We start from the raw sequence: 19,299 nt of genomic DNA on the forward strand, positions 1-19,299 counted from the left end.
GAGAAGTTAAGACCAAAATCCGAGCTTCCGGCAGCTAAACCCGCTGATGCCGTCCTCGAACGGCTTTCCCAAAGGAATATCTCGAATGAGTTCTTCAAATCAAAGCGTTTTGGAAAGATTATTCAACCTCAACGCCAATCAGACCAACGTCCGCACGGAAATTATGGCCGGTGTGACAACCTTCCTCGCCATGTGCTACATCATCATCGTCAACCCCCTGATTTTGGGTGAAACCGGCATGGATATGGGCGCAGTATTTGTGGCTACCTGTATCGCCTCCGCCATCGGCTGTTTCGTGATGGGCTTTGTCGGCAACTACCCGATCGCCCTCGCTCCGGGCATGGGTCTGAACGCCTACTTTACCTTTGCCGTCGTCAAAGGCATGGGCGTGGACTGGCGTGTGGCTTTGGGTGCCGTTTTCATTTCAGGCATCATTTTCATCCTGTTCAGCTTCTTTAAAGTTCGTGAAATGCTGGTCAACGCCCTGCCTATGGGCTTGAAAATGTCGATTGCCGCAGGTATCGGCCTCTTCTTGGCATTGATTGCGCTCAAAGGCGCAGGCGTGATTGTGGCCAATCCTGCCACATTGGTCGGTTTGGGCGACATCCACCAACCTACCGCCCTGCTGGCCATGGCAGGCTTTGTCATGGTGGTTGCACTTGGCCACTTTCGCGTTAAAGGCTCCATCATCATTACCATTCTGACGCTGACCGCCGTCTCCACCATCTTGGGCTTGAGCGAGTTCAAAGGCGTGGTCGGCGAAGTTCCGAGCATTGCGCCAACCTTCATGCAGATGGACTTTAAAGGCTTGTTCACCGTCAGCATGGTCAGCGTGATTCTTGTATTCTTCCTGGTTGACCTGTTTGACTCTACCGGCACATTGGTCGGTGTTTCCCACCGCGCAGGCCTGTTGCAAGACGGCAAACTGCCGCGTTTGAAACGCGCCCTGCTTGCCGACTCTACCGCCATTATCGCAGGCGCCGCCTTGGGTACTTCTTCTACTACCCCTTACGTTGAAAGCGCGGCAGGCGTTTCTGCCGGCGGCCGTACCGGCCTGACTGCCGTTACCGTCGGCGTACTGATGTTGGCCTGTCTGATTTTCTCCCCGCTGGTTCAAAGCATTCCTGCATTCGCTACCGCACCCGCCCTGCTCTATGTAGGCGCGCAAATGTTGCGCAGCGCGCGCGAAATCGATTGGGACGACATGACCGAAGCCGCACCGGCATTCCTGACCATCGTCTTCATGCCGTTTACCTACTCGATTGCCGACGGTATTGCGTTTGGCTTTATCAGCTACGCACTCATCAAACTCTTGTGCAACCGCACCCAAGACGTACCGCCTATGGTATGGATTGTTGCCGTGTTGTGGGCATTGAAATTCTGGTTCTTAGGTTAAACCGTTCAAAATAACAGGCCGTCTGAAAACTTTTCAGACGGCCTGTTTTATTTTACCCAGCGTTTAAAGCTGTCGATAAAAGATTATTTTTTCGCTTTTTTAGCAGCTGGTTTAGCGGCAGCTTTCGCGCCTTTGTCCAATGCGCAGAAGCGGGTAACGATTTGATCAACCACTTCTTGTTTGCCGTTTACTTCGGTAGTACCGCGGACAGTCAGCATGTTGCCGTCAACTTTGTCTACGTTGGCTGCAGTGGCTGCTTCAGCAACCCAAGCGACATTGCCGCCCCAGAATGCGTTTACATCTTTGCTGCTGTCAGTGATACGGAACAGGTTTTCAGTTAATTGGCCTTTGTATTTTACTTGGGCGGCAACAACTTCGTTGCCTTTGAAGCCGTACATTACGCTCAGCGGCTCTTTGCCGTCTTTACCGCATTTGTAGTGAACCTCTTTAGTACCGTCGATAGAGTCTACTTTCAAAGTATTAGGTACTGGAGCTTGAGCTTGTTGAGCCTGAGCTTGAGTTTGTTGTTGCGCAGTAGGCGCAGCTTTAGTTTCAGGTTTAGCTTTAGAACCGCTGCTACATGCAGTCAGGGCAACAGCCGCCAAAACAGCAGGAACGATTAATTTAACATTCATATTCATAATTGACTCCCAAATGGTTTCAATAAAAAACCGGCAAACGCCGGCTGACATTTACACATTAACAGAGATATTCTGTCTTGTCTTTATTTCAGACGGCATTTTTTAAGAAAAGTTCAAATAAATATTTTTATAATATAAAATCAAATAATTATAAATATGAAATCATGTAAATTCAGGTTTGGGAATTTTTAAGATGAATACTATTGTCAATAAATTGAGTTTTGGCAATGGTAAAATAAGATTGAAAAGCACATATAGACGACAAAATCCTGAGCAATCTATTTTACACACATCTGCCTCTTGATTTACTGAGCCATAAAACACACAGCAAATGCAATAAAAAAACGCAATCTGAAACAGATTGCGTTTTTTTGAAAACTGGCACGCCCACGGGGAATCGAACCCCGGTTACCGCCGTGAAAGGGCGATGTCCTAACCGCTAGACGATGGGCGCAGATAAATCTTGTGGCGCACCCGGAGCGATTCGAACGCCCGACCCTCTGGTTCGTAGCCAGATACTCTATCCAACTGAGCTACGGGTGCATCCTCATCACTTCGCTAGTGCGTTGTGAATCAAGAAGACCGAATAATATAGGCTTTGCTGAAACCTGTCTACTCTTTTCACAGATATTTTTTTATATTTTTATTTAACCAATTGAAATTAAAAAATATAAAATTAACGTAAAATCCCTACTCCTGACAAATCCTGCGCCATTCTAGCGGCGGAGTTATCAGTCATGCCGCCGACAAAATCCAAAATCTTCATATAAGCCTGATACAGACTGTCTTCAGGAAGAATCGGATTGTGCTTTTTCAATAATTCCAACGCCAAAGACTGACGTGTTGCCAGCTGTTTTTCAGCAATCAGGGCATAAGCGGCAGGGACCAGTAAATCCAAGATGGAGCCTAAACATGGGAACGTAGCGATCTCGGTCAAGAGCTTGGTGTGATGGCGGAAAATCCGTGTTTGCGCCAACTCTTTCGCTTTTGCCAAAGTGTTTTGTACTTGCGGGCTACACAGAGCAAGCAAGTCTTTGCCTTTGAATGTTCCGTCCAACAAGTCGGACTGATGCAGCATAAAGGTTTGCGCGACATCATCAATCGCCTTGCCGATCGCAATGCCTCGCAACATGGCGCAACGCTGACGGCTGGAGCTGGCGTGCCATGCGCTTTCAGCAAAGGTCAGCTCGGACAAGATACTCTCCACTTCCGTATCCGTGAGCAAATCCAATTCGACGGCATCTTCCAAGTCCAGCAAGGCATAGCAAATATCGTCTGCAGCCTCCATTAAATAAGACAAAGGATGGCGCGCCCAGCTGTCTACTCCCGCAGAAACCAGTCCCAATTCTTCGGCAACTTGACGGATAAACGGCAACTCGGTTTGATAAATATTGAATTTCTTTCTGCCGTTCGGATGTTGCGTTGTCCACGGATACTTCAGCAATGCGCCAATGGCTGCCGCAGTCAGGCGCATTCCGCCCGCCTCCGGATACATTTCAAGGCTGGCGACGATACGCAGGCTATGCGCATTGCCTTCATAGGTTTGAATATCGTTGCGTTCCGCTTCGTTTAATGTGTTCAGATAAATTTGATGTTCAGGCCGTCTGAACCAATCACGCAAAGCATCCTCGCCGGTATGGCCAAATGGCGGATTGCCCAAATCATGCGCCAAACAGGCAACCTGCACCACGGCACCAATATCGCTGGGCGTATTGCCCTGCGGCAGAAAACCGCCATTGTGCAACATCACGCCCACGCGGTTGCCCAAACTCCTGCCCACACTGGCAACTTCAACGCTGTGCGTCAGGCGGTTGTGCGTCAAGTCATGTTGCGCCAACGGATGCACCTGCGTTTTACGACCAAGGCGGCGGAAGGATCCGGAAAAAACAACCCGGTCGTAGTCGATGTGAAAATCCGTACGCAAGGCATCGGCACCTTCCTGAGTCGAAGGGGTAACGGTCGGCACGATTTCGCCGTTTTTGGTACGGAAGCGTTGGGTGGACAATAAATTTTGCCAATTCATTCGGATGGTCATAAAGATTCCTCAAGCAAAGTAAAGGCCGTCTGAAACATGTTCAGACGGCCTTATGCTTATTTACCGCGCATCAATTCAAAGAAATCGTCGTTATTTTTAGAGTCTTTGAGTTTACCCACCAAAAACTCGGTCGCTTCGATTTCGTCCATAGGATGCAGGAATTTGCGCAAGAGCCACATACGTTGCAACTGATCGTTCGGCACCAGCAATTCTTCGCGGCGCGTACCGGATTTATTGATACTGATAGCCGGGAACAGGCGTTTTTCTGCCATGCGGCGGTCAAGGTGCAATTCCATATTGCCCGTGCCTTTGAACTCTTCGTAAATCACGTCGTCCATACGGCTGCCGGTTTCAACAAGCGCTGTCGCAATAATGGTAAGCGAACCGCCCTCTTCCACATTACGCGCTGCGCCGAAAAAGCGTTTCGGACGGTGCAAAGCGTTGGCATCGACACCGCCGGTCAGAATTTTGCCCGAAGTCGGCACGACGGTATTGTAGGCGCGTGCCAAACGGGTAATCGAATCCAGCAGGATTACCACGTCTTTTTTATGTTCGACCATGCGTTTGGCTTTTTCGATCACCATCTCAGCCACTTGTACATGGCGTTGCGCAGGTTCGTCAAACGTAGAAGAAACCACTTCGCCGCGTACAGAACGGCTCATCTCGGTAACCTCTTCCGGACGCTCGTCAATCAACAGGACAATCAGCTCGACATCGGGATAATTGGCGGTAATAGCGTGGGCAATGTTTTGCAACATCACGGTTTTACCGGTTTTAGGCGGGGCAACTAACAATGCACGTTGGCCTTTACCGATTGGGGAAACCAAATCGATGGCGCGGCCGGTCAGATTCTCTTCGGCTTTGATGTCGCGCTCGAGTTTGAATTGTTCGGTTGGGAATAAAGGCGTGAGGTTTTCAAAGAGGATTTTGTGTTTGCAGACTTCAGGCTGATCGCCGTTGATGGTATCGAGGCGGACAAGCGCGAAATAACGCTCGTTGTCTTTAGGCACGCGCACGCTGCCTTCGATGGTGTCGCCGGTATGCAGATTGAAGCGGCGGATTTGCGTAGGCGAAACATAAATATCGTCAGGGCCGGCAAGGTAAGAAGTATCCGCGCTGCGCAGGAAACCGAAGCCGTCGGGCAGGATTTCGAGTGTACCGGAACAGGTAAAGCTGACATTCTGCTTCATCATCTGGCGGACGATGGCAAAAACGAGGTCTTGTTTGCGAAAACGGTTGGCGTTTTCAATGCCATGTTCTTCTGCCATTTCCAAGAGTTTGGAAATGTGGAGGGTTTGGAGTTCTGAAACGTGCATAGTATTGATATATTTTGAATGGTATCAGAGAGATGGCACAAAGGCCGTCTGAAAGTATGAAATCGTGCCGCAGGATACGGTAGATTTTTGAGAAAGTTGAATTTTAGGCAGTTGGAGGCAGGGTGTCAAATTTTTAAATCGAACACTAAAGCCATGACTTGGTCTTATCCTTCAATAAGATTACGGTTGGAAGTAACGTGGCAACCGCAATCTTATCATCAAAAATCCGAGTATTTGCCCAACGCTTCAGACGGCCTTTTGCCCGTACCGCATCAACGTCATGCCGCCGACCGCCGCCGCACAACCTGCAACCAGCGAAATATGCAGCGGTTCGCCCAAAAACCACGCCGAAGACAGCACACCGAAAATCGGCACGAGCGTAATATACGCCGCCGCGCTGCCTGCACCCAAAGTCTTCACGCCTTCAAAATACCACGCGTAGGCCAATACCGTCGCACCAATGACCAGCCACGCCAAGGCCGTCCAGCCGCGCCCATCCATTGCCGCTATCGCCTCAAACGGCATTCCATCCGTCCATAACGCCACCGCCGATAACATCAACGCACCGATGAACGACGTTGCCGCCGTTACCGTCAGCGCGTCTATCCCGCGCAAAACCGCGCGACCAATTAAAGTATAGGCCGCCCAACAGACCACGCAGCCGAAAATCAACCATTCCCCGCCTTGATGCCGCCCGATAACACTGTCAACGGTTGCCCTTGCGTTACCACCATAATGGCACCACCGACCGCCAGCAGCATACCCGCCAAAATCTTCGCATTTAAACGCTCGCCGAAAAACCAAGTCGCCAACAGCAGCGTCAGCACGGGATTTACCGCCACGACCACCGCCGCCTTGCCTGCCGGCATAGTCTGCAAACCCAGCATAAAAAACACCGCATAGCCGCACACGCCGACGGAAGCAGCTGCAGTCAAGCCCAGCCATTGCCGCGCCGACAAAACCACCAAAGTCGCAAACCTGCTGCGTGCAAACAACCAGCCCAACAACAAAATCGAAGCCAGTACAAACCGAACCGCCCCGCCCGTCAACGGCGGCAACGACTGCCCCAGCATCCGGCCCATCGGCCAGGATGCACCCCACAACACCGCCATCCCCAGCAGTTTCAAATGTACAGAATAACGTTCCATCTCATCCCTTTATCGACAAAGGCCGTCTGAAAACCGGATTTCAAGTTTTCAGACGGCCTTCAATATAGCAACTGCAAACAGATTACTTGGGCTGCCAAGAATCTTTCAACGTCACAGTGCGGTTAAACACCGGCGTGTCTTTGCTGTGGTCTTTGCGGTCGGTTACGAAGTAGCCGATGCGTTCAAACTGCCAACGGCTTTCTGCCGGCAAATCTTTGGCGACAGGTTCGGCGTAGGCGGTGATTTCCTTAATGGATTCTGGGTTGAGGAAATCGGTAAACGGCAGGTAGTTGCCGTCTTCGCCACGCACGGCATCGGGACGCTCGACGGTAAAGAGGCGGTCGTACAGGCGGACTTTGATTTCGGCTGCGTGTTCGGCAGACACCCAGTGAATCACGCCTTTGACTTTGCGGCCTTCGGGATTTTTGCCCAAGGTATCGTGGTCTATGCTGCATTTGAGTTCAACCACATTGCCTGCCTCGTCTTTGACTACTTCATCGCACTTGATGACATAGCCGTGGCGCAAACGTACTTCGCCACCAGGAATCAAGCGTTTGAAGCCTTTGGGCGGATTTTCGGCAAAGTCGTCGGCTTCGATGTAGATGGTTTGTGAAATAGGTACTTCACGATCGCCCATTTCTTCGTGGTTCGGATGGAACGCAGCACGGCGGCTTTGGGTTTTACCGGCTTCAAAGTTGGTCAGGGTTACTTTGAGCGGATTCAAAACCGCCATCAGGCGCGGAGCGGAGTTTTCCAACTCTTCGCGAATCGCGCCTTCCAACACGCTCATATCGACGATGTTTTCAGATTTGGAAATACCGGCGCGTTTGGCAAACAGGCGCAGGCCTTCGGGCGTGTAGCCGCGGCGGCGCATACCGGAAATGGTGGGCATACGCGGGTCGTCCCAGCCGGAAACGTGGCCTTCTGAAACCAGTTGGTTCAGCTTGCGTTTGGACGTGATGGAATACAGAAGCTCCAAACGGGAAAACTCGTATTGGCGCGGACGGGTGGCGTGAGGCGCAGGAATGTTGTCCAATACCCAGTCGTACAGCGGGCGGTGTGCTTCAAATTCGAGCGTACACAAGGAATGCGTGATGCCTTCGATGGCATCGGAAATGCAATGCGTGTAGTCGTACATCGGATAGATGCACCATTTGTCGCCGGTGTTGTGGTGATGGGCGCGGCGGATGCGGTAGATGACAGGATCGCGCATATTGATGTTGCCCGAAGCCATGTCGATTTTCAGGCGCAGGGTTTTGCTGCCATCTGGAAACTCGCCGTTTTTCATGCGTGTGAACAGGTCGAGGTTTTCTTCGATACTGCGGTCGCGGTAAGGGCTGTTTTTGCCCGCTTCGGTCAGCGTACCGCGGTATTCACGCATTTCTTCGGGAGTCAAATCATCGACATACGCTTTGCCGTCTTTGATTAAACCGACGGCGTAGTCGTAAAGCTGGTCGAAATAGTTGGAAGCGAAACGCGGCTCGCCCGCCCAATGGAAACCGAGCCACTCGACGTCTTCTTTGATGGCGTTGACGTATTCGTCGTTTTCTTTTTCAGGGTTAGTATCGTCAAAACGCAGGTTGCACAAGCCGTCGTAAATGTACGCCAAACCGAAGTTCAGGCAGATGGATTTGGCGTGGCCGATATGCAAATAGCCGTTCGGCTCGGGCGGGAAACGGGTCTGGATGGCTGTATGTTTACCGCTTTTGAGGTCTTCTTCGATGATGGTGCGGATAAAATGGTTGTCCGCGAATTGGTCTTTATTCAACATAATATTTCTTTGATGGGAAAATGATTTTCTGTTTTCAGACGGTCTGAGCATTCAATCAGGCCATCTGAAAGGAATGGAATGATGGCTCAATTGTACCCGACTTGGCTACTTTGATACAGGGTCGGCAACCTGCCACGCTACGCCGCGCTCGTTTAGGGTTTTCTGCATGGCGGCGGATGGTGTGCGGTCGGTAAACAGCTTATCGAATGCACCGATATCGCCTAGTCTGACCAAGGCATTGCTGTTAAATTTGCTGTGATCGACGCCAAGATAGCGCACGCGGGCATTGTTCACCATCGCCTGCATCACGCTGACTTCCTTGTAATCGTCATCCAAAAGCGAGCCGTCGTTTTCTATGCCGTGGGTACTCATGATGGCATAGTCGACTTTGAATTGGTTGATGAAATCGACAGTTGCCACGCCGGTAATACCGCCATCCAAGGGGCGGACCACGCCGGAAGCGATGATGACTGTGTAATCGGTGCGCGCCGCTGTGATGGAGGCGGCGTAGATATTGTTGGTGATAATCCGCAGGTTTTTACGCTGTCTAACCAACTCGGCGGCAACGGCTTCCATGGTGGTGCCGATGCTGATAAACAGCGAGGCATTATCGGGAATGGCGGAAGCAATCAGTCGGGCAATGGCGTTTTTCTCCTGCTGCTGATGGTTGCGCCGCTCCTGCCCTGCCGTTACGACTGAAACGTCGCCCAAAGATGCGCCGCCATGATAGCGTTTAAGCTGTCCGGTCTCGCTCAACTCCTGCACATCGCGGCGTATGGTTTGCGGCGTAACATCCAAATTTGCCGCCAATTCTTCCACCGTCATAAAGTTATGTTCGCGGACAAGGGTGAGGATATGTTCGTGTCTTTGGATTTTGGGTTTCATGGCGTTTCGTTTTATAGGGATAAACCAATGGCCGTCTGAATATTTCAGACGGCCTTGTTATTGTCAAACCGATTACATCTCGAGTTTCTGTTCCAAGCGTTCCATACACGCGCCCAAGTGGCGGCGCATGACTTTGGTCACACGGTTGCGCTTACCTGCCAGCAACAAATCGAGGATTTCTCGGTGTTCATGGTGCGAATTGGAATCGATGTTGCGCTTTTCTTTGCGAAGCGGATCGGAAACGGCAACAATCAATGAAGAGCGCGCGCACAAGGTATTCATGATTTCAAACAAGACGTCGTTGTCCAGCAGTCGTGCCAATTCGACATGGAAGGCATTGGACAGGCGGTTCCAACCCACGCGGTCGCCGCTTTCGGAGGCTGCGCCCTCTTGCTCAATCATGGCGTAAAGCGGTTGCAGACGCGTTTCCAAATCAGGCATATCGATGAGGACGCTCAAAATCATGCTTTCCATTTCGATACGCGTGTTGAACACGTCTTTCATTTCTTTCAAATCCGGCACATGGACAAATGCGCCGCGGTTGGGCTGTAAATCAACGATTTTATCGTGCGCCAAAAGCGACAATGCGCCACGCACGGTATTGCGCGAGCAAACCATTTGTCGGCAAAGCTCAGACTCGGTCAGTTTTTTGCCCGGCAACAGCAGATGGTCGGTAATGCCGTCTAAAATCAATGCGTACACGCGGAAGAGTTCGGAATCATGACGCTCTTCCAAAATAAGCGATGAAGTTGCAGGCGCAACGTTGGTATTATTTTCGTAATCCATAATGTTTCCCCAGTATCCGTATTAAGGCGCAAGCGTTTACAAACCAGCATCTTTCGGGGTTGTTTAAAATATAATTAAAAATTGTTGACAATGTTAAACGAAACTTGCACAATGAGACCAACAAGCCAAGTTATAAAGGCTGATAGAGAGAGAAGAAAAAGGAATAAAAAGCAAGCAGATATATTCATGTTAATGCGTGAATATATCTGCTTTTTTTTGTGGGTAGCCGGTTCACGCTCCGACACGCCCACCCTAAAACCGCCCTATTCTGTTTCGACAATCTCGAAGCTGTGGCTCATTTTTGCCGCTTTGCCCAGCATAATCGATGCGGAGCAATATTTTTCGGCAGACATCTGTACGGCGCGTTCAATCGCGCTTTCTTGCAAATCCCGACCATACACTTTGAAATGGATATGGATTTCGGTAAACACGCGCGGCGCGGTGTCGGCGCGTTTGGCAGTCACTTCGGCACGGCAGTCGGTGATTTTTTGGCGTTGTTTCTCGGCAATCATCACCACATCGATGCTGGAACAGCCTGCTACACCCAACAACAGCATTTCCATCGGGCTGGGGCCGCGTTTGACTTCGCCTTCAGCCGCCGCGCCTTCCATCACAACGCTGTGTCCGTTTGCCGTTGTACCGACGAAGCACATTCCGTCTATCCATTTTGAGGTAACTTGCATGGTGTCTTTTTTATCCGTAAAAGCATTAATCCGATATTGTAAACAATTTCAAGTGATAAACCTAGTCAGGCCGTCTGAAAAATACAATCAATTACAATTGGTCTGAACGCATTATTCGTCCCGATACGCCCAGTGGTTGACCGGCCCGTGCCCTGCCCCGATGCCCAAAGGATGGGAAATGGCGGCGGCAATATAGTTTTTTGCCGTTTGAACCGCCTCGGGAACGCTAAACCCTTTTGCCAACTCGGCAGTAATGCAGGCAGAAAACGTGCAGCCCGTGCCATGTGTATGCGGCGTTGGGAAACGTTTGCTGTTCAGCTCAATGGTTTCGTATGGCGTAAACAGCCAGTCGGTGCAATATTCGCTTTGGCTGTCGGCAAGATGGCCGCCTTTAATCACCACATTTTTCACGCCCCAATCCTGAAGAGTTTTGGCGGCGCGTTCCGCATCTTGGCGGTTTTCAATATTGATACCCGTCAATGCCTGTGCTTCGGGCAGATTGGGGGTCAATACGTCCGTATGCGGCAGCAGCAGGCGTTTCATGGCTTCGACGGCTGAATTTTCCAACAACGGCGCGCCACCTTTGGCAATCATGACCGGATCCAACACGCGTTTACCGAAATCGCATTCGGCGGTTTGTTCTGCCACGCATTCGATGATTTCCGCCGTACCCAGCATGCCGATTTTATAAGCGCGGATTTGGAAATCCTCCTGAATCGCGGCAATTTGCGCGGCAATCATGTCGGTCGGTATCGGATGCACTGCCGATACGCCCAAAGTATTTTGTGCGGTAACCGCTGTCAGTACGCTGGTACCGAACACGCCCCGCATCTGAAACGTCTTCAAATCCGCCTGTATGCCCGCGCCACCGCCGGAATCGGAGCCGGCAATCGTCAGCGTTTGAATAAAAAGTTCGTCCATCATATCCTCCTGTTTTCAGACGGCCTTTTGCTTATCGTTATGGGAAGCTGTTTTGGTTTTATCCACAAACAAAGGCATTCGCCGTCTATCTTTCCGAATGCCTTATCTGTTGTTTTACCCAAAACAAACGTACGTTCTCGGGCGGAATATCTTAACAAACAAAAGGCCATCTGAAAACTATTTTCATTTTCAGACGGCCTGTTCAATTTTAAACCTATTCAGGCTTATTCTTCGTATGCGTCAATCGGCAAGCAGGAGCAAACCAGATTGCGGTCGCCATACACTTCATCTACCCGTTTCACGCTCGGCCAGAATTTGTGTTCGCGGACGAACGGCAATGGGAAGACGGCTTCTTCACGAGAGTACGGATGCGCCCAGTCGCCGGTTACGTCGGATGAGGTGTGCGGAGCGTTAACCAGCGGGTTGTCCTCTTTCGGCCATTCGCCGCGCTCAACTTTCAGCACTTCCTGTTTGATTTGTTTCAGGGCGGCGATGAAGCGGTCGAGTTCGGCTTTGCTTTCGCTCTCGGTCGGCTCAATCATCAGCGTACCGGCAACGGGGAAGGAAACCGTCGGCGCGTGGAAGCCGTAGTCCATCAGGCGTTTGGCGATGTCGGTTTCAGTGATGCCGCTTTCAGCTTTAAGCGGACGCAAATCGACGATACATTCGTGCGCGACGCGGCCGTTTTTGCCTGTGTACAGAATCGGATAGTCTTCGTTCAGACGTTTTGCGATGTAGTTGGCATTGAGCAATGCCCAGCGTGTCGCCTGCTCCATGCCTTGTTTGCCCATCATGGTCAGGTACATCCAAGTAATCGGCAGGATGGACGCAGAACCATATGCTGCGGCAGCCACGGCAGTTTGACCGGCACTGGCATTGTGCATATCGGTCACCACATGGCCTGGTGCGAACGGAGCCAAATGGGCTTTCAAGCCAATCGGACCTATGCCCGGGCCGCCACCGCCGTGAGGGATACAGAAGGTTTTGTGCAGGTTCATGTGCAACACGTCCGCACCGACTTCGGCAGGCTGCATGATGCCGATTTGGGCGTTGAGGTTGGCGCCGTCCATGTAAACCTGTCCGCCGTTTTCGTGAATAATGCGGCAGATGTCGCGGATACCTTCTTCGTACACGCCGTGGGTGGACGGATAGGTAATCATGATGGCGGACAAAGCGTCGCGGTGTTGCTCGGCTTTGGCTTTCAAATCGTCAATATTGACGTTGCCGTGTTCGTCGGTATCGACAACGACGACTTTCAAGCCCAGCATGGCTGCAGTCGCAGGGTTGGTACCGTGGGCTGATTTTGGAATCAGACAGATGTTGCGGTGTCCCTCGCCGTTGGCTTCTTGATAACGGCGGATGGAGAGCATGCCGCTGTATTCGCCCTGCGCGCCGGAGTTGGGCTGGAAAGAAATCGCGTCAAAGCCGGTAATGGCTTTCAGGCTGTTTTCCATATCGGCAAGTAATTCGCGGTAGCCGGCGGTTTGCGCTTCGGGAGCGTAAGGATGGATGTCGGTGAACTCAGCCCAAGTAATCGGCAACATTTCCGCAGTCGCGTTGAGTTTCATGGTGCAGCTGCCCAATGAAATCATGCTGCGGTTCATCGCCAAGTCGCGGTCTTCGAGTTTTTTCAGATAGCGCAACATTTCGTGTTCGGTGTGGTAACTGTTGAACACAGGATGTTGCAGAATATCGTCCTGACGCAGTAATTCGGCGTTCAGACGGCCTTTGACATCATCGGCAAATGTGAACGTATCTTTGCCGGTAAACGCGCGGTACAAATCGACCAAATCTTCGTATGCCGATGTTTCATGGAATGCAGCCGCAACTTGAGTGTCGTTGACACGGCGCAGGTTGTAACCCGACTCCAAAGCAGCGGCAAACACTTGGTCTGCTTTCTCTTTGCTGCCGAAATCGACGGTAACGGTATCAAAGAAGACTTTGTGAACCACATTCAGGCCGTCTGAAACCAGTGCATCGGCAAAGGCAGAAGCCAATGCATGAATGCGGTTGGCAATGCGTTTCACACCTTCAGGACCGTGGTAAACGGCATACATACCGGCCAAGTTCGCCAGCAATGCCTGTGCGGTACAAATATTGGATGTCGCTTTTTCGCGGCGGATGTGTTGCTCGCGGGTGGACAAAGCCATGCGCAAGGCAGGTTTGCCCGATGCATCTTTGGATACGCCGATGATACGGCCCGGGGCGGAACGTTTGAACTCGTCTTTAAACGCGAAATAAGCAGCGTGCGGACCACCGAAGCCCATCGGCACACCGAAGCGTTGGGTGTTGCCCAAAGCAATATCTGCGCCCAGTTCAGCCGGAGACTTCAGCAAAACCAAGCTCATGATGTCGGCGGCAACGGCCACGATTGTGCCTTTGGCTTTCAGACGGCCGATAACATCCTGCAAGTCTTGTACGTCGCCGTCTTTGCCGACGTATTGGAGCAGCGCGCCGAAGTATTCGCCTTCATCCGCTTGGGCAAAATCGCCGACCACCAGTTCAAAGCCGAAATATTTGGCGCGGGTTTTCATCACGTCCAAAGTTTGCGGATACACGCGCGTATCCACAAAAAAACGCTCGGATTTCACTTTGCCCACGCGGTGCGCCATCGCCATCGCTTCGGCGGCGGCGGTCGCCTCGTCCAACAAAGACGCGCCTGCCACAGGGAAACCGGTCAAATCGATGCACACCTGCTGGAAGTTCAACAACGCTTCCAAACGCCCCTGCGCGATTTCCGCCTGATACGGCGTATAGGCGGTGTACCAGCCTGGATTTTCCAATACGTTGCGCAAAATCACGTTCGGCACGCGGGTCGGGTAATAGCCCAAGCCGATATAGGACTTGTTGATTACGTTTTTCGACGCAATGCCTTTCAATTTCGCCAACGCGTCCGCCTCGGTCAGGGCTTCGGGCAGGTCGAGTTCGGACGGCATACGGATACTTTGCGGCACAGTGTTCGCAACAAAATCGTCCATGCTTTTCTCGCCCAGCGCGTCCAGCAACGCCGCCTCATCGCCAAAACTCAAATGCCGCGCGGCAAATTCGTTGGGGTTGAACAGTTCTGACAGTTTCATTTCTACTCCTTCGGGTTTGTCGTTATGCCGTCGCTTCGGACGGCGGATTGGGGTTTCAGACGACGTTTGACCTGAAAGCCATCAGGACAAACTCATGCCCCGCGATTGGGATTGCGCCAACTGCCTTTGCTGCGCTTCGTATTCAAACTGTCGTGCCGTTTCCTGTACTTTGGCAAGGCTCTCCTCTATCGATGTAGATATGGCTTCAGCCATATCCACCGCAGCCTTTCTCAATTCGAGGGCTTTGTGTCCGATAAGAATCTGACCGTCGTCTTTGATGTTTATCATCGATACGCCACGCATATGGTTTGCGTAACCAACCGCTGCCATCGACATGGCGATGTTGTCCAAATTTTTTTCGTCGTAGGGGATATTCTTCATCTGACAGAACTCGGTAAAAATCTGTCTGCCCTGATGGTAGATGTTTTGCGCAAATTGGGGCATATCCTCAATTTGCAGGGAAGGGCTGACACTTTCCAACTGTGCGTATTGATACCGTAAATCCTGCTCATTTTCCGCCACCCTGCACCCAACTTTTTCCTTTATGCCTTCCCATGCTTTCTTATCATTTAAAAGTTCCTTAGTCGTCGGCAGTTTACCAAATGCCTTTTCACAGCTCGGTTCTGGATTGTTCCGCCGTTTATTCAATTCACTGCTCTCAAATCCTTTCTGATTGGGTATTTTATCCAACTCGTCCATATTCGGACGGACTTTTACCTCTCCTTCATAATTCTTGTTACCAATCCAACTTCTAGGATTCCAGATAGACCGCTTGGGATTATAAATTTCAGCATAAGCCAACCCTCCGTAGAGGAAATCAACACAACTGTTATTTACTCCGTTGTAGTCGGTTGCATCAAATTTACCCAGCATAGGATTTTGACCGTAATTCAACAGTTTTTTATATTGCTGCTCCGATATTTCTAAAGTTCGTTCATAAATCGGATTTTGATATTTTTTAAACTCATCTTTTTTGACCTCTCCCAATCCGAAAGCCTCCCCCTCCTTTTTCGGAGCAAAACCGAAACCTTTTGTACCAGCCGCTGTTCCGTCACTAACTTTATAATATAGATGACCAACTACGGAATGGTCTTGTTTATTACTTCCTGGCAATAACAAAGGACTACCGTCTTCTTTAGTTAAGGGAGTACCTGGAGCTGCTACATAAACTGTTACCGTATATCTTTTCTTCATAATAATCCTCCTAGAGTTTGGTTGAATAATTCTATTCTATAGAACAGAACTCAAAATCAATACTTAATACTTTTATTTTATATCCAAATAAATCAAAAATAACAAAAAAGGTATTGAGAAGTTGAAAGCAAATGAAATAATAACTTTCCCTACGAAAGGAATTTTCTGCCATCTTTTATACAACCGATTTGTTTTCCGTTTAATTAAAAACACTCCAATTAGGGAATTCAAAAAAAACAATACACCCATAAACCAATAAATAAATATTGAAAAATCATTTACCCTTCCCGCCAAACCAAGAATAAGTAAAAACCACATTGTTGCCGACCACATAGCACCTATTGCTGGAGCAGATCCAGCAAAAACATATGGAAGAAAAGCCATCAATATCGGGATATAACTTAAAAAAGACAATTCAATACTATATTTATCAACGAATCCATCAAGCCACAAACATATTAAAAAATAAGAAATAATATTTAAAACTAAGATACCTAAGAATCTTTTATTTTTATAATACATACTTGAAAGATTATATTCCATCATAACCGTTAAACTCCTATTCTCTATTTACAGAGTAAAATCTTTGCTTATTGAACGTTATAGCAATCTGATACCCCTACTCTAACTGCCTGCCCCCACTGCTGACAAGTTTCAGACGACCTCTGCCCATTTCGGATTTAGTGCCGAAATTTCACGGTAAACGGGGCAGGTTTCGACGTGCGCGCCTTTGAGGTAGCCCGTACTCATCAGAAATTCGCCGACGATTTCGCCGCCGACGAATTTGAAGTGTTTTTTAAAAAGTTTGACCCATTCGTTTTTTTCACGCGGATGGTGGGCGTCGAGCCAGTTTTTGAACGAACCGTATTCCTGCTGCAACTGTTTGATTTTTTGTGCGTTGTGGATGGCGGCATTGATTTTCAGGCGGTTGCGGACGATGCCTGCATCGGCAAGCAGCCGCTCAATATCGGCTTCGTCAAATGCGGCGACCGTCTCGATGTCGAAACCTTTAAATGCCGTCTGAAATGCCTGCTGCTTCTTCAGCATCAGCGTCCAGCTTAATCCTGCCTGATTGATTTCCAACACCAGCCGCTCAAACAATTCATTGTCGTCCTCAATCGGAAAACCGTATTGCGTGTCGTGATAATGTTGGTTGGGGTTGTCCGTATCGTCGGGTAGCGTGGCGACAAATTCGCAGTAATTCATGTTTATTGAGGAAAAATTGAAACAAAGGCCGTCTGAAAGTATTTTCAGACGACCTAAGACCTGCACCATCAAACAGGCGCAAAACCTGTTTGGATGTTTGCAAAAATCAAGCTACTTCGCCTGCGTATTGTTCGGCAGTCAGCAGACCGTCGTAATCGGCAGGGTTGGCAGGTTTGATTTTGAAGAACCAGCCTGCGCCGTAAGGGTCGCTGTTGGCAGTTTCCGGCGCGCTTGGCAAATCTTCGTTGACGGCAACGATTTCGCCTGCAATCGGCGCGTATACGTCAGATGCGGCTTTTACAGACTCAACCACACCGGCTTGCTCTTCGGCAGCCAGGTTTGCGCCGACTTCTGGCAGCTCGACAAACACGATGTCGCCCAACAGCTCTTGCGCGTGATGGGTAATGCCGACGGTGATGGTACCGTCTTCTTCAAGGCGCAGCCATTCGTGGCTGGCAACGTATTTCAGTTCTGCTGGGATGTTGCTCATGGTTTGATACTCCATTGATAGGGGGTTATTTTCAGACGGCATCTGCATGAATCAATATCCACAGATGCCTTGTTCAATGCTTTCTACAAACGTCCGTATCGAACGACAATTAAAACCTGCTTTCAGACGGCCTTAATTCAAATAAAGGCCGTCTGAACCGATATTAATCAAACTGTTTTTGACCGTTGCGGACAAACGGCAGCTTCAGTACGCGTACGTCCACTTCTTTGCCGCGCATCAGCACTTTGGCGGTATCGCCGTCAAAGTCTTTCGGTACGCGGGCGATGGCGATGGATTGTTTCAGGCTTGGCGAGAATACGCCGCTGGTGGTTTCACCTTTGCCTTTGTCGGTCAACACTTCCATATGCGCGCGCAGGATGCCGCCTTTGTCGAGCAGCAAACCGACTTGTTTGACGGCAACGCCTTTTTCTTTCAATGCCAGCAAGGCGGCTTTGCCCACGAAATCACGGCTTTCGTCTTTCAAGTCAACGGTCCAACCCATGCCTGCTTCAAGCGGGCTGGTGTTGTCGTCCATATCGTTGCCGTAGAGGTTCATACCGGCTTCCATGCGCAGGGTATCGCGTGCGCCGAGGCCGCAAGGCTGTACGCCTGCTGCTTGCAGGGCTTTGAAGAATGCGACAGCTTCAGTGCCCGGCAGAATCACTTCGACGCCGTCTTCGCCGGTATAGCCTGTACGGGCGACAAACCAGTCGTTGCCCAAGTCTGCACCTTGGAACGGTTTGAGGCCGTGAATCACGTCTGCCCATTCAGGTTTGACGGTCAGGAGTTTTTCGATGGCTTTCGGGCCTTGTACGGCAAGCATGCCGAGGTCGTAGCGCGGATTGAAGGCAACGCCGAACTCTTGTCCGACTTTGTGGAATTGCGCCGTATCTTTTTCACGGGTCGCACCGTTGGACACGATGCGGTATTGGGTTTCGGCTTCATTGGTGCGGTAAACGATCAAGTCGTCAATCACGCCGCCGTTGTCGTTGAGCAAAGCGGAATAAAGGGCTTTGCCGACAAAAGCGAGTTTGGCGACATCGTTGGCAATCAGTTTGCGGAAAAAGGCTTTGGCATTTGCGCCTGCTACGTCGGTAACGAGCATATGGGATACGTCAAACATACCGGCGTCGGTACGCACGGCTTCGTGTTCGGCGATTTGTGAACCATAATGGATGGGCAGCTCCCAGCCGGCAAAATCTACCAGCTTCGCGCCTGCATCTTGATGGGCTTGATGAAATGGGGTGGTTTTCAGAGCAGTCATTCTCAAGTTTCTCCGGATTTTTTGTTCAGATGCCGCCCGCGCACCTATGCGCGGATGACCCTATCTGTCCTTGAACCTGAGATTTTCGGCCATATCCGCATGATGGCAAACCAGTCTGCTCACTGTTTTGCGCGGTTGTCTGAATGGTGGTTCAGACGGCCTTCTCCCCTTCGGTGGACGTTATTCAAACGCCGCTCTCCAGATTGTTTGTTTCAATGTGCAGTCCCTGATACCTGAGCGATTTAAGGGTGTCTGCGCCTTCGGTGGTTACATTGTAGTTAGGTGTAACACTCTCCTGCACATTTCCCGATTATGTCTTGAATCGGCGGTTTGAGCAAGTAGCCGACGAATATTTATGATATGAATATTCATCTTTTTATTGGGGCGGCAAAACCTGAGCCTTTATAAAATTGTTAGCTATGCGGCAAATGTTTTTGCAAAAGTCTCAGGCCGTCTGAAGCCCTTACCCGTTTTTCCTATATAATT

Annotated in this window: 15 protein-coding genes, 2 tRNA genes, 1 pseudogene and 1 riboswitch; of the genes and pseudogenes, 1 reads left to right on the top strand and 17 read right to left on the bottom strand. The window is 50.2% G+C overall.

What is annotated here, in order from left to right; all coding sequences use genetic code 11:
- Nucleotides 1-85: 85 nt before the first annotated feature.
- On the top strand, nt 86-1,396 hold the full coding sequence (locus tag KCG55_RS02145; protein WP_254323255.1) for an NCS2 family permease: 1,311 nt from the start codon (nt 86-88) through the stop codon (nt 1,394-1,396).
- 83 nt (nt 1,397-1,479) lie between these two features.
- Here KCG55_RS02145 and KCG55_RS02150 read toward each other — a convergent pair whose 3' ends face one another.
- From KCG55_RS02150 to gcvT, 17 genes and pseudogenes are all read right to left on the bottom strand, one after another.
- Nucleotides 1,480-2,037, bottom strand: a complete 558-nt coding sequence (locus KCG55_RS02150; protein WP_070632696.1) for a hypothetical protein — start codon at nt 2,035-2,037, stop codon at nt 1,480-1,482.
- A 379-nt stretch (nt 2,038-2,416) separates the two neighbouring features.
- Nucleotides 2,417-2,491 (bottom strand) — tRNA-Glu (locus KCG55_RS02155).
- Nucleotides 2,492-2,503: 12 nt separating this feature from the next.
- Nucleotides 2,504-2,580 (bottom strand) — tRNA-Arg (locus KCG55_RS02160).
- 133 nt (nt 2,581-2,713) lie between these two features.
- Nucleotides 2,714-4,072, bottom strand: coding sequence for a deoxyguanosinetriphosphate triphosphohydrolase (locus KCG55_RS02165; RefSeq protein WP_254323256.1), 1,359 nt, complete (start codon nt 4,070-4,072; stop codon nt 2,714-2,716).
- A 56-nt stretch (nt 4,073-4,128) separates the two neighbouring features.
- Complete coding sequence (gene rho, locus KCG55_RS02170) at nt 4,129-5,388, bottom strand: transcription termination factor Rho (protein WP_003680905.1); 1,260 nt, start codon at nt 5,386-5,388, stop codon at nt 4,129-4,131.
- A gap of 246 nt (nt 5,389-5,634) precedes the next feature.
- Nucleotides 5,635-6,536, bottom strand: a pseudogene (locus tag KCG55_RS02175) (DMT family transporter).
- 82 nt (nt 6,537-6,618) lie between these two features.
- Nucleotides 6,619-8,307: a glutamine--tRNA ligase/YqeY domain fusion protein gene (locus KCG55_RS02180; protein WP_254323257.1), complete on the bottom strand. Its 1,689-nt coding sequence runs from the start codon at nt 8,305-8,307 to the stop codon at nt 6,619-6,621.
- Nucleotides 8,308-8,412: 105 nt separating this feature from the next.
- Nucleotides 8,413-9,192 (bottom strand): DeoR/GlpR family DNA-binding transcription regulator, encoded by a 780-nt coding sequence (locus KCG55_RS02185; RefSeq protein WP_254323258.1) that lies wholly within the window; start codon nt 9,190-9,192, stop codon nt 8,413-8,415.
- Between the two features lie 72 nt (nt 9,193-9,264).
- Nucleotides 9,265-9,978: a GntR family transcriptional regulator gene (locus tag KCG55_RS02190; protein WP_004519550.1), complete on the bottom strand. Its 714-nt coding sequence runs from the start codon at nt 9,976-9,978 to the stop codon at nt 9,265-9,267.
- Between the two features lie 263 nt (nt 9,979-10,241).
- On the bottom strand, nt 10,242-10,661 hold the full coding sequence (locus KCG55_RS02195; RefSeq protein ID WP_003679886.1) for an OsmC family protein: 420 nt from the start codon (nt 10,659-10,661) through the stop codon (nt 10,242-10,244).
- Nucleotides 10,662-10,772: 111 nt separating this feature from the next.
- Entirely contained in the window at nt 10,773-11,582 is an 810-nt protein-coding gene (gene thiD, locus KCG55_RS02200) for a bifunctional hydroxymethylpyrimidine kinase/phosphomethylpyrimidine kinase (protein WP_254323619.1), read from the bottom strand.
- Nucleotides 11,583-11,806: 224 nt separating this feature from the next.
- Nucleotides 11,807-14,659, bottom strand: coding sequence for an aminomethyl-transferring glycine dehydrogenase (gene gcvP / locus KCG55_RS02205; protein WP_254323259.1), 2,853 nt, complete (start codon nt 14,657-14,659; stop codon nt 11,807-11,809).
- 81 nt (nt 14,660-14,740) lie between these two features.
- Nucleotides 14,741-15,853: a hypothetical protein gene (locus KCG55_RS02210; RefSeq protein WP_254323260.1), complete on the bottom strand. Its 1,113-nt coding sequence runs from the start codon at nt 15,851-15,853 to the stop codon at nt 14,741-14,743.
- A gap of 72 nt (nt 15,854-15,925) precedes the next feature.
- Nucleotides 15,926-16,399: a hypothetical protein gene (locus KCG55_RS02215; RefSeq protein ID WP_254323261.1), complete on the bottom strand. Its 474-nt coding sequence runs from the start codon at nt 16,397-16,399 to the stop codon at nt 15,926-15,928.
- Nucleotides 16,400-16,507: 108 nt separating this feature from the next.
- Nucleotides 16,508-17,059, bottom strand: a complete 552-nt coding sequence (locus KCG55_RS02220; protein WP_063076670.1) for a DNA-3-methyladenine glycosylase I — start codon at nt 17,057-17,059, stop codon at nt 16,508-16,510.
- Between the two features lie 106 nt (nt 17,060-17,165).
- Nucleotides 17,166-17,564, bottom strand: a complete 399-nt coding sequence (gene gcvH, locus KCG55_RS02225; RefSeq protein ID WP_063068454.1) for a glycine cleavage system protein GcvH — start codon at nt 17,562-17,564, stop codon at nt 17,166-17,168.
- A 148-nt stretch (nt 17,565-17,712) separates the two neighbouring features.
- Nucleotides 17,713-18,813, bottom strand: a complete 1,101-nt coding sequence (gcvT, locus tag KCG55_RS02230) for a glycine cleavage system aminomethyltransferase GcvT (RefSeq protein WP_254323262.1) — start codon at nt 18,811-18,813, stop codon at nt 17,713-17,715.
- A gap of 210 nt (nt 18,814-19,023) precedes the next feature.
- A riboswitch (glycine riboswitch) is annotated at nt 19,024-19,121 on the bottom strand.
- Nucleotides 19,122-19,299 lie beyond the last annotated feature (178 nt).

Origin of the sequence: Neisseria subflava (genome assembly GCF_024205745.1) — a bacterium.
Classification (GTDB): domain Bacteria; phylum Pseudomonadota; class Gammaproteobacteria; order Burkholderiales; family Neisseriaceae; genus Neisseria; species Neisseria flavescens_B.

Coding starts and splice junctions, on each gene's coding strand:
- KCG55_RS02145 (WP_254323255.1), top strand. CDS start 86: ATGAGTTCTTCAAATCAAAGCGTTTTGGAAAGATTATTCAACCTCAAC.
- KCG55_RS02150 (WP_070632696.1), bottom strand. CDS start 2,037: ATGAATATGAATGTTAAATTAATCGTTCCTGCTGTTTTGGCGGCTGTT.
- KCG55_RS02165 (WP_254323256.1), bottom strand. CDS start 4,072: ATGACCATCCGAATGAATTGGCAAAATTTATTGTCCACCCAACGCTTC.
- rho (WP_003680905.1), bottom strand. CDS start 5,388: ATGCACGTTTCAGAACTCCAAACCCTCCACATTTCCAAACTCTTGGAA.
- KCG55_RS02180 (WP_254323257.1), bottom strand. CDS start 8,307: ATGTTGAATAAAGACCAATTCGCGGACAACCATTTTATCCGCACCATC.
- KCG55_RS02185 (WP_254323258.1), bottom strand. CDS start 9,192: ATGAAACCCAAAATCCAAAGACACGAACATATCCTCACCCTTGTCCGC.
- KCG55_RS02190 (WP_004519550.1), bottom strand. CDS start 9,978: ATGGATTACGAAAATAATACCAACGTTGCGCCTGCAACTTCATCGCTT.
- KCG55_RS02195 (WP_003679886.1), bottom strand. CDS start 10,661: ATGCAAGTTACCTCAAAATGGATAGACGGAATGTGCTTCGTCGGTACA.
- thiD (WP_254323619.1), bottom strand. CDS start 11,582: ATGGACGAACTTTTTATTCAAACGCTGACGATTGCCGGCTCCGATTCC.
- gcvP (WP_254323259.1), bottom strand. CDS start 14,659: ATGAAACTGTCAGAACTGTTCAACCCCAACGAATTTGCCGCGCGGCAT.
- KCG55_RS02210 (WP_254323260.1), bottom strand. CDS start 15,853: ATGAAGAAAAGATATACGGTAACAGTTTATGTAGCAGCTCCAGGTACT.
- KCG55_RS02215 (WP_254323261.1), bottom strand. CDS start 16,399: ATGATGGAATATAATCTTTCAAGTATGTATTATAAAAATAAAAGATTC.
- KCG55_RS02220 (WP_063076670.1), bottom strand. CDS start 17,059: ATGAATTACTGCGAATTTGTCGCCACGCTACCCGACGATACGGACAAC.
- gcvH (WP_063068454.1), bottom strand. CDS start 17,564: ATGGAGTATCAAACCATGAGCAACATCCCAGCAGAACTGAAATACGTT.
- gcvT (WP_254323262.1), bottom strand. CDS start 18,813: ATGACTGCTCTGAAAACCACCCCATTTCATCAAGCCCATCAAGATGCA.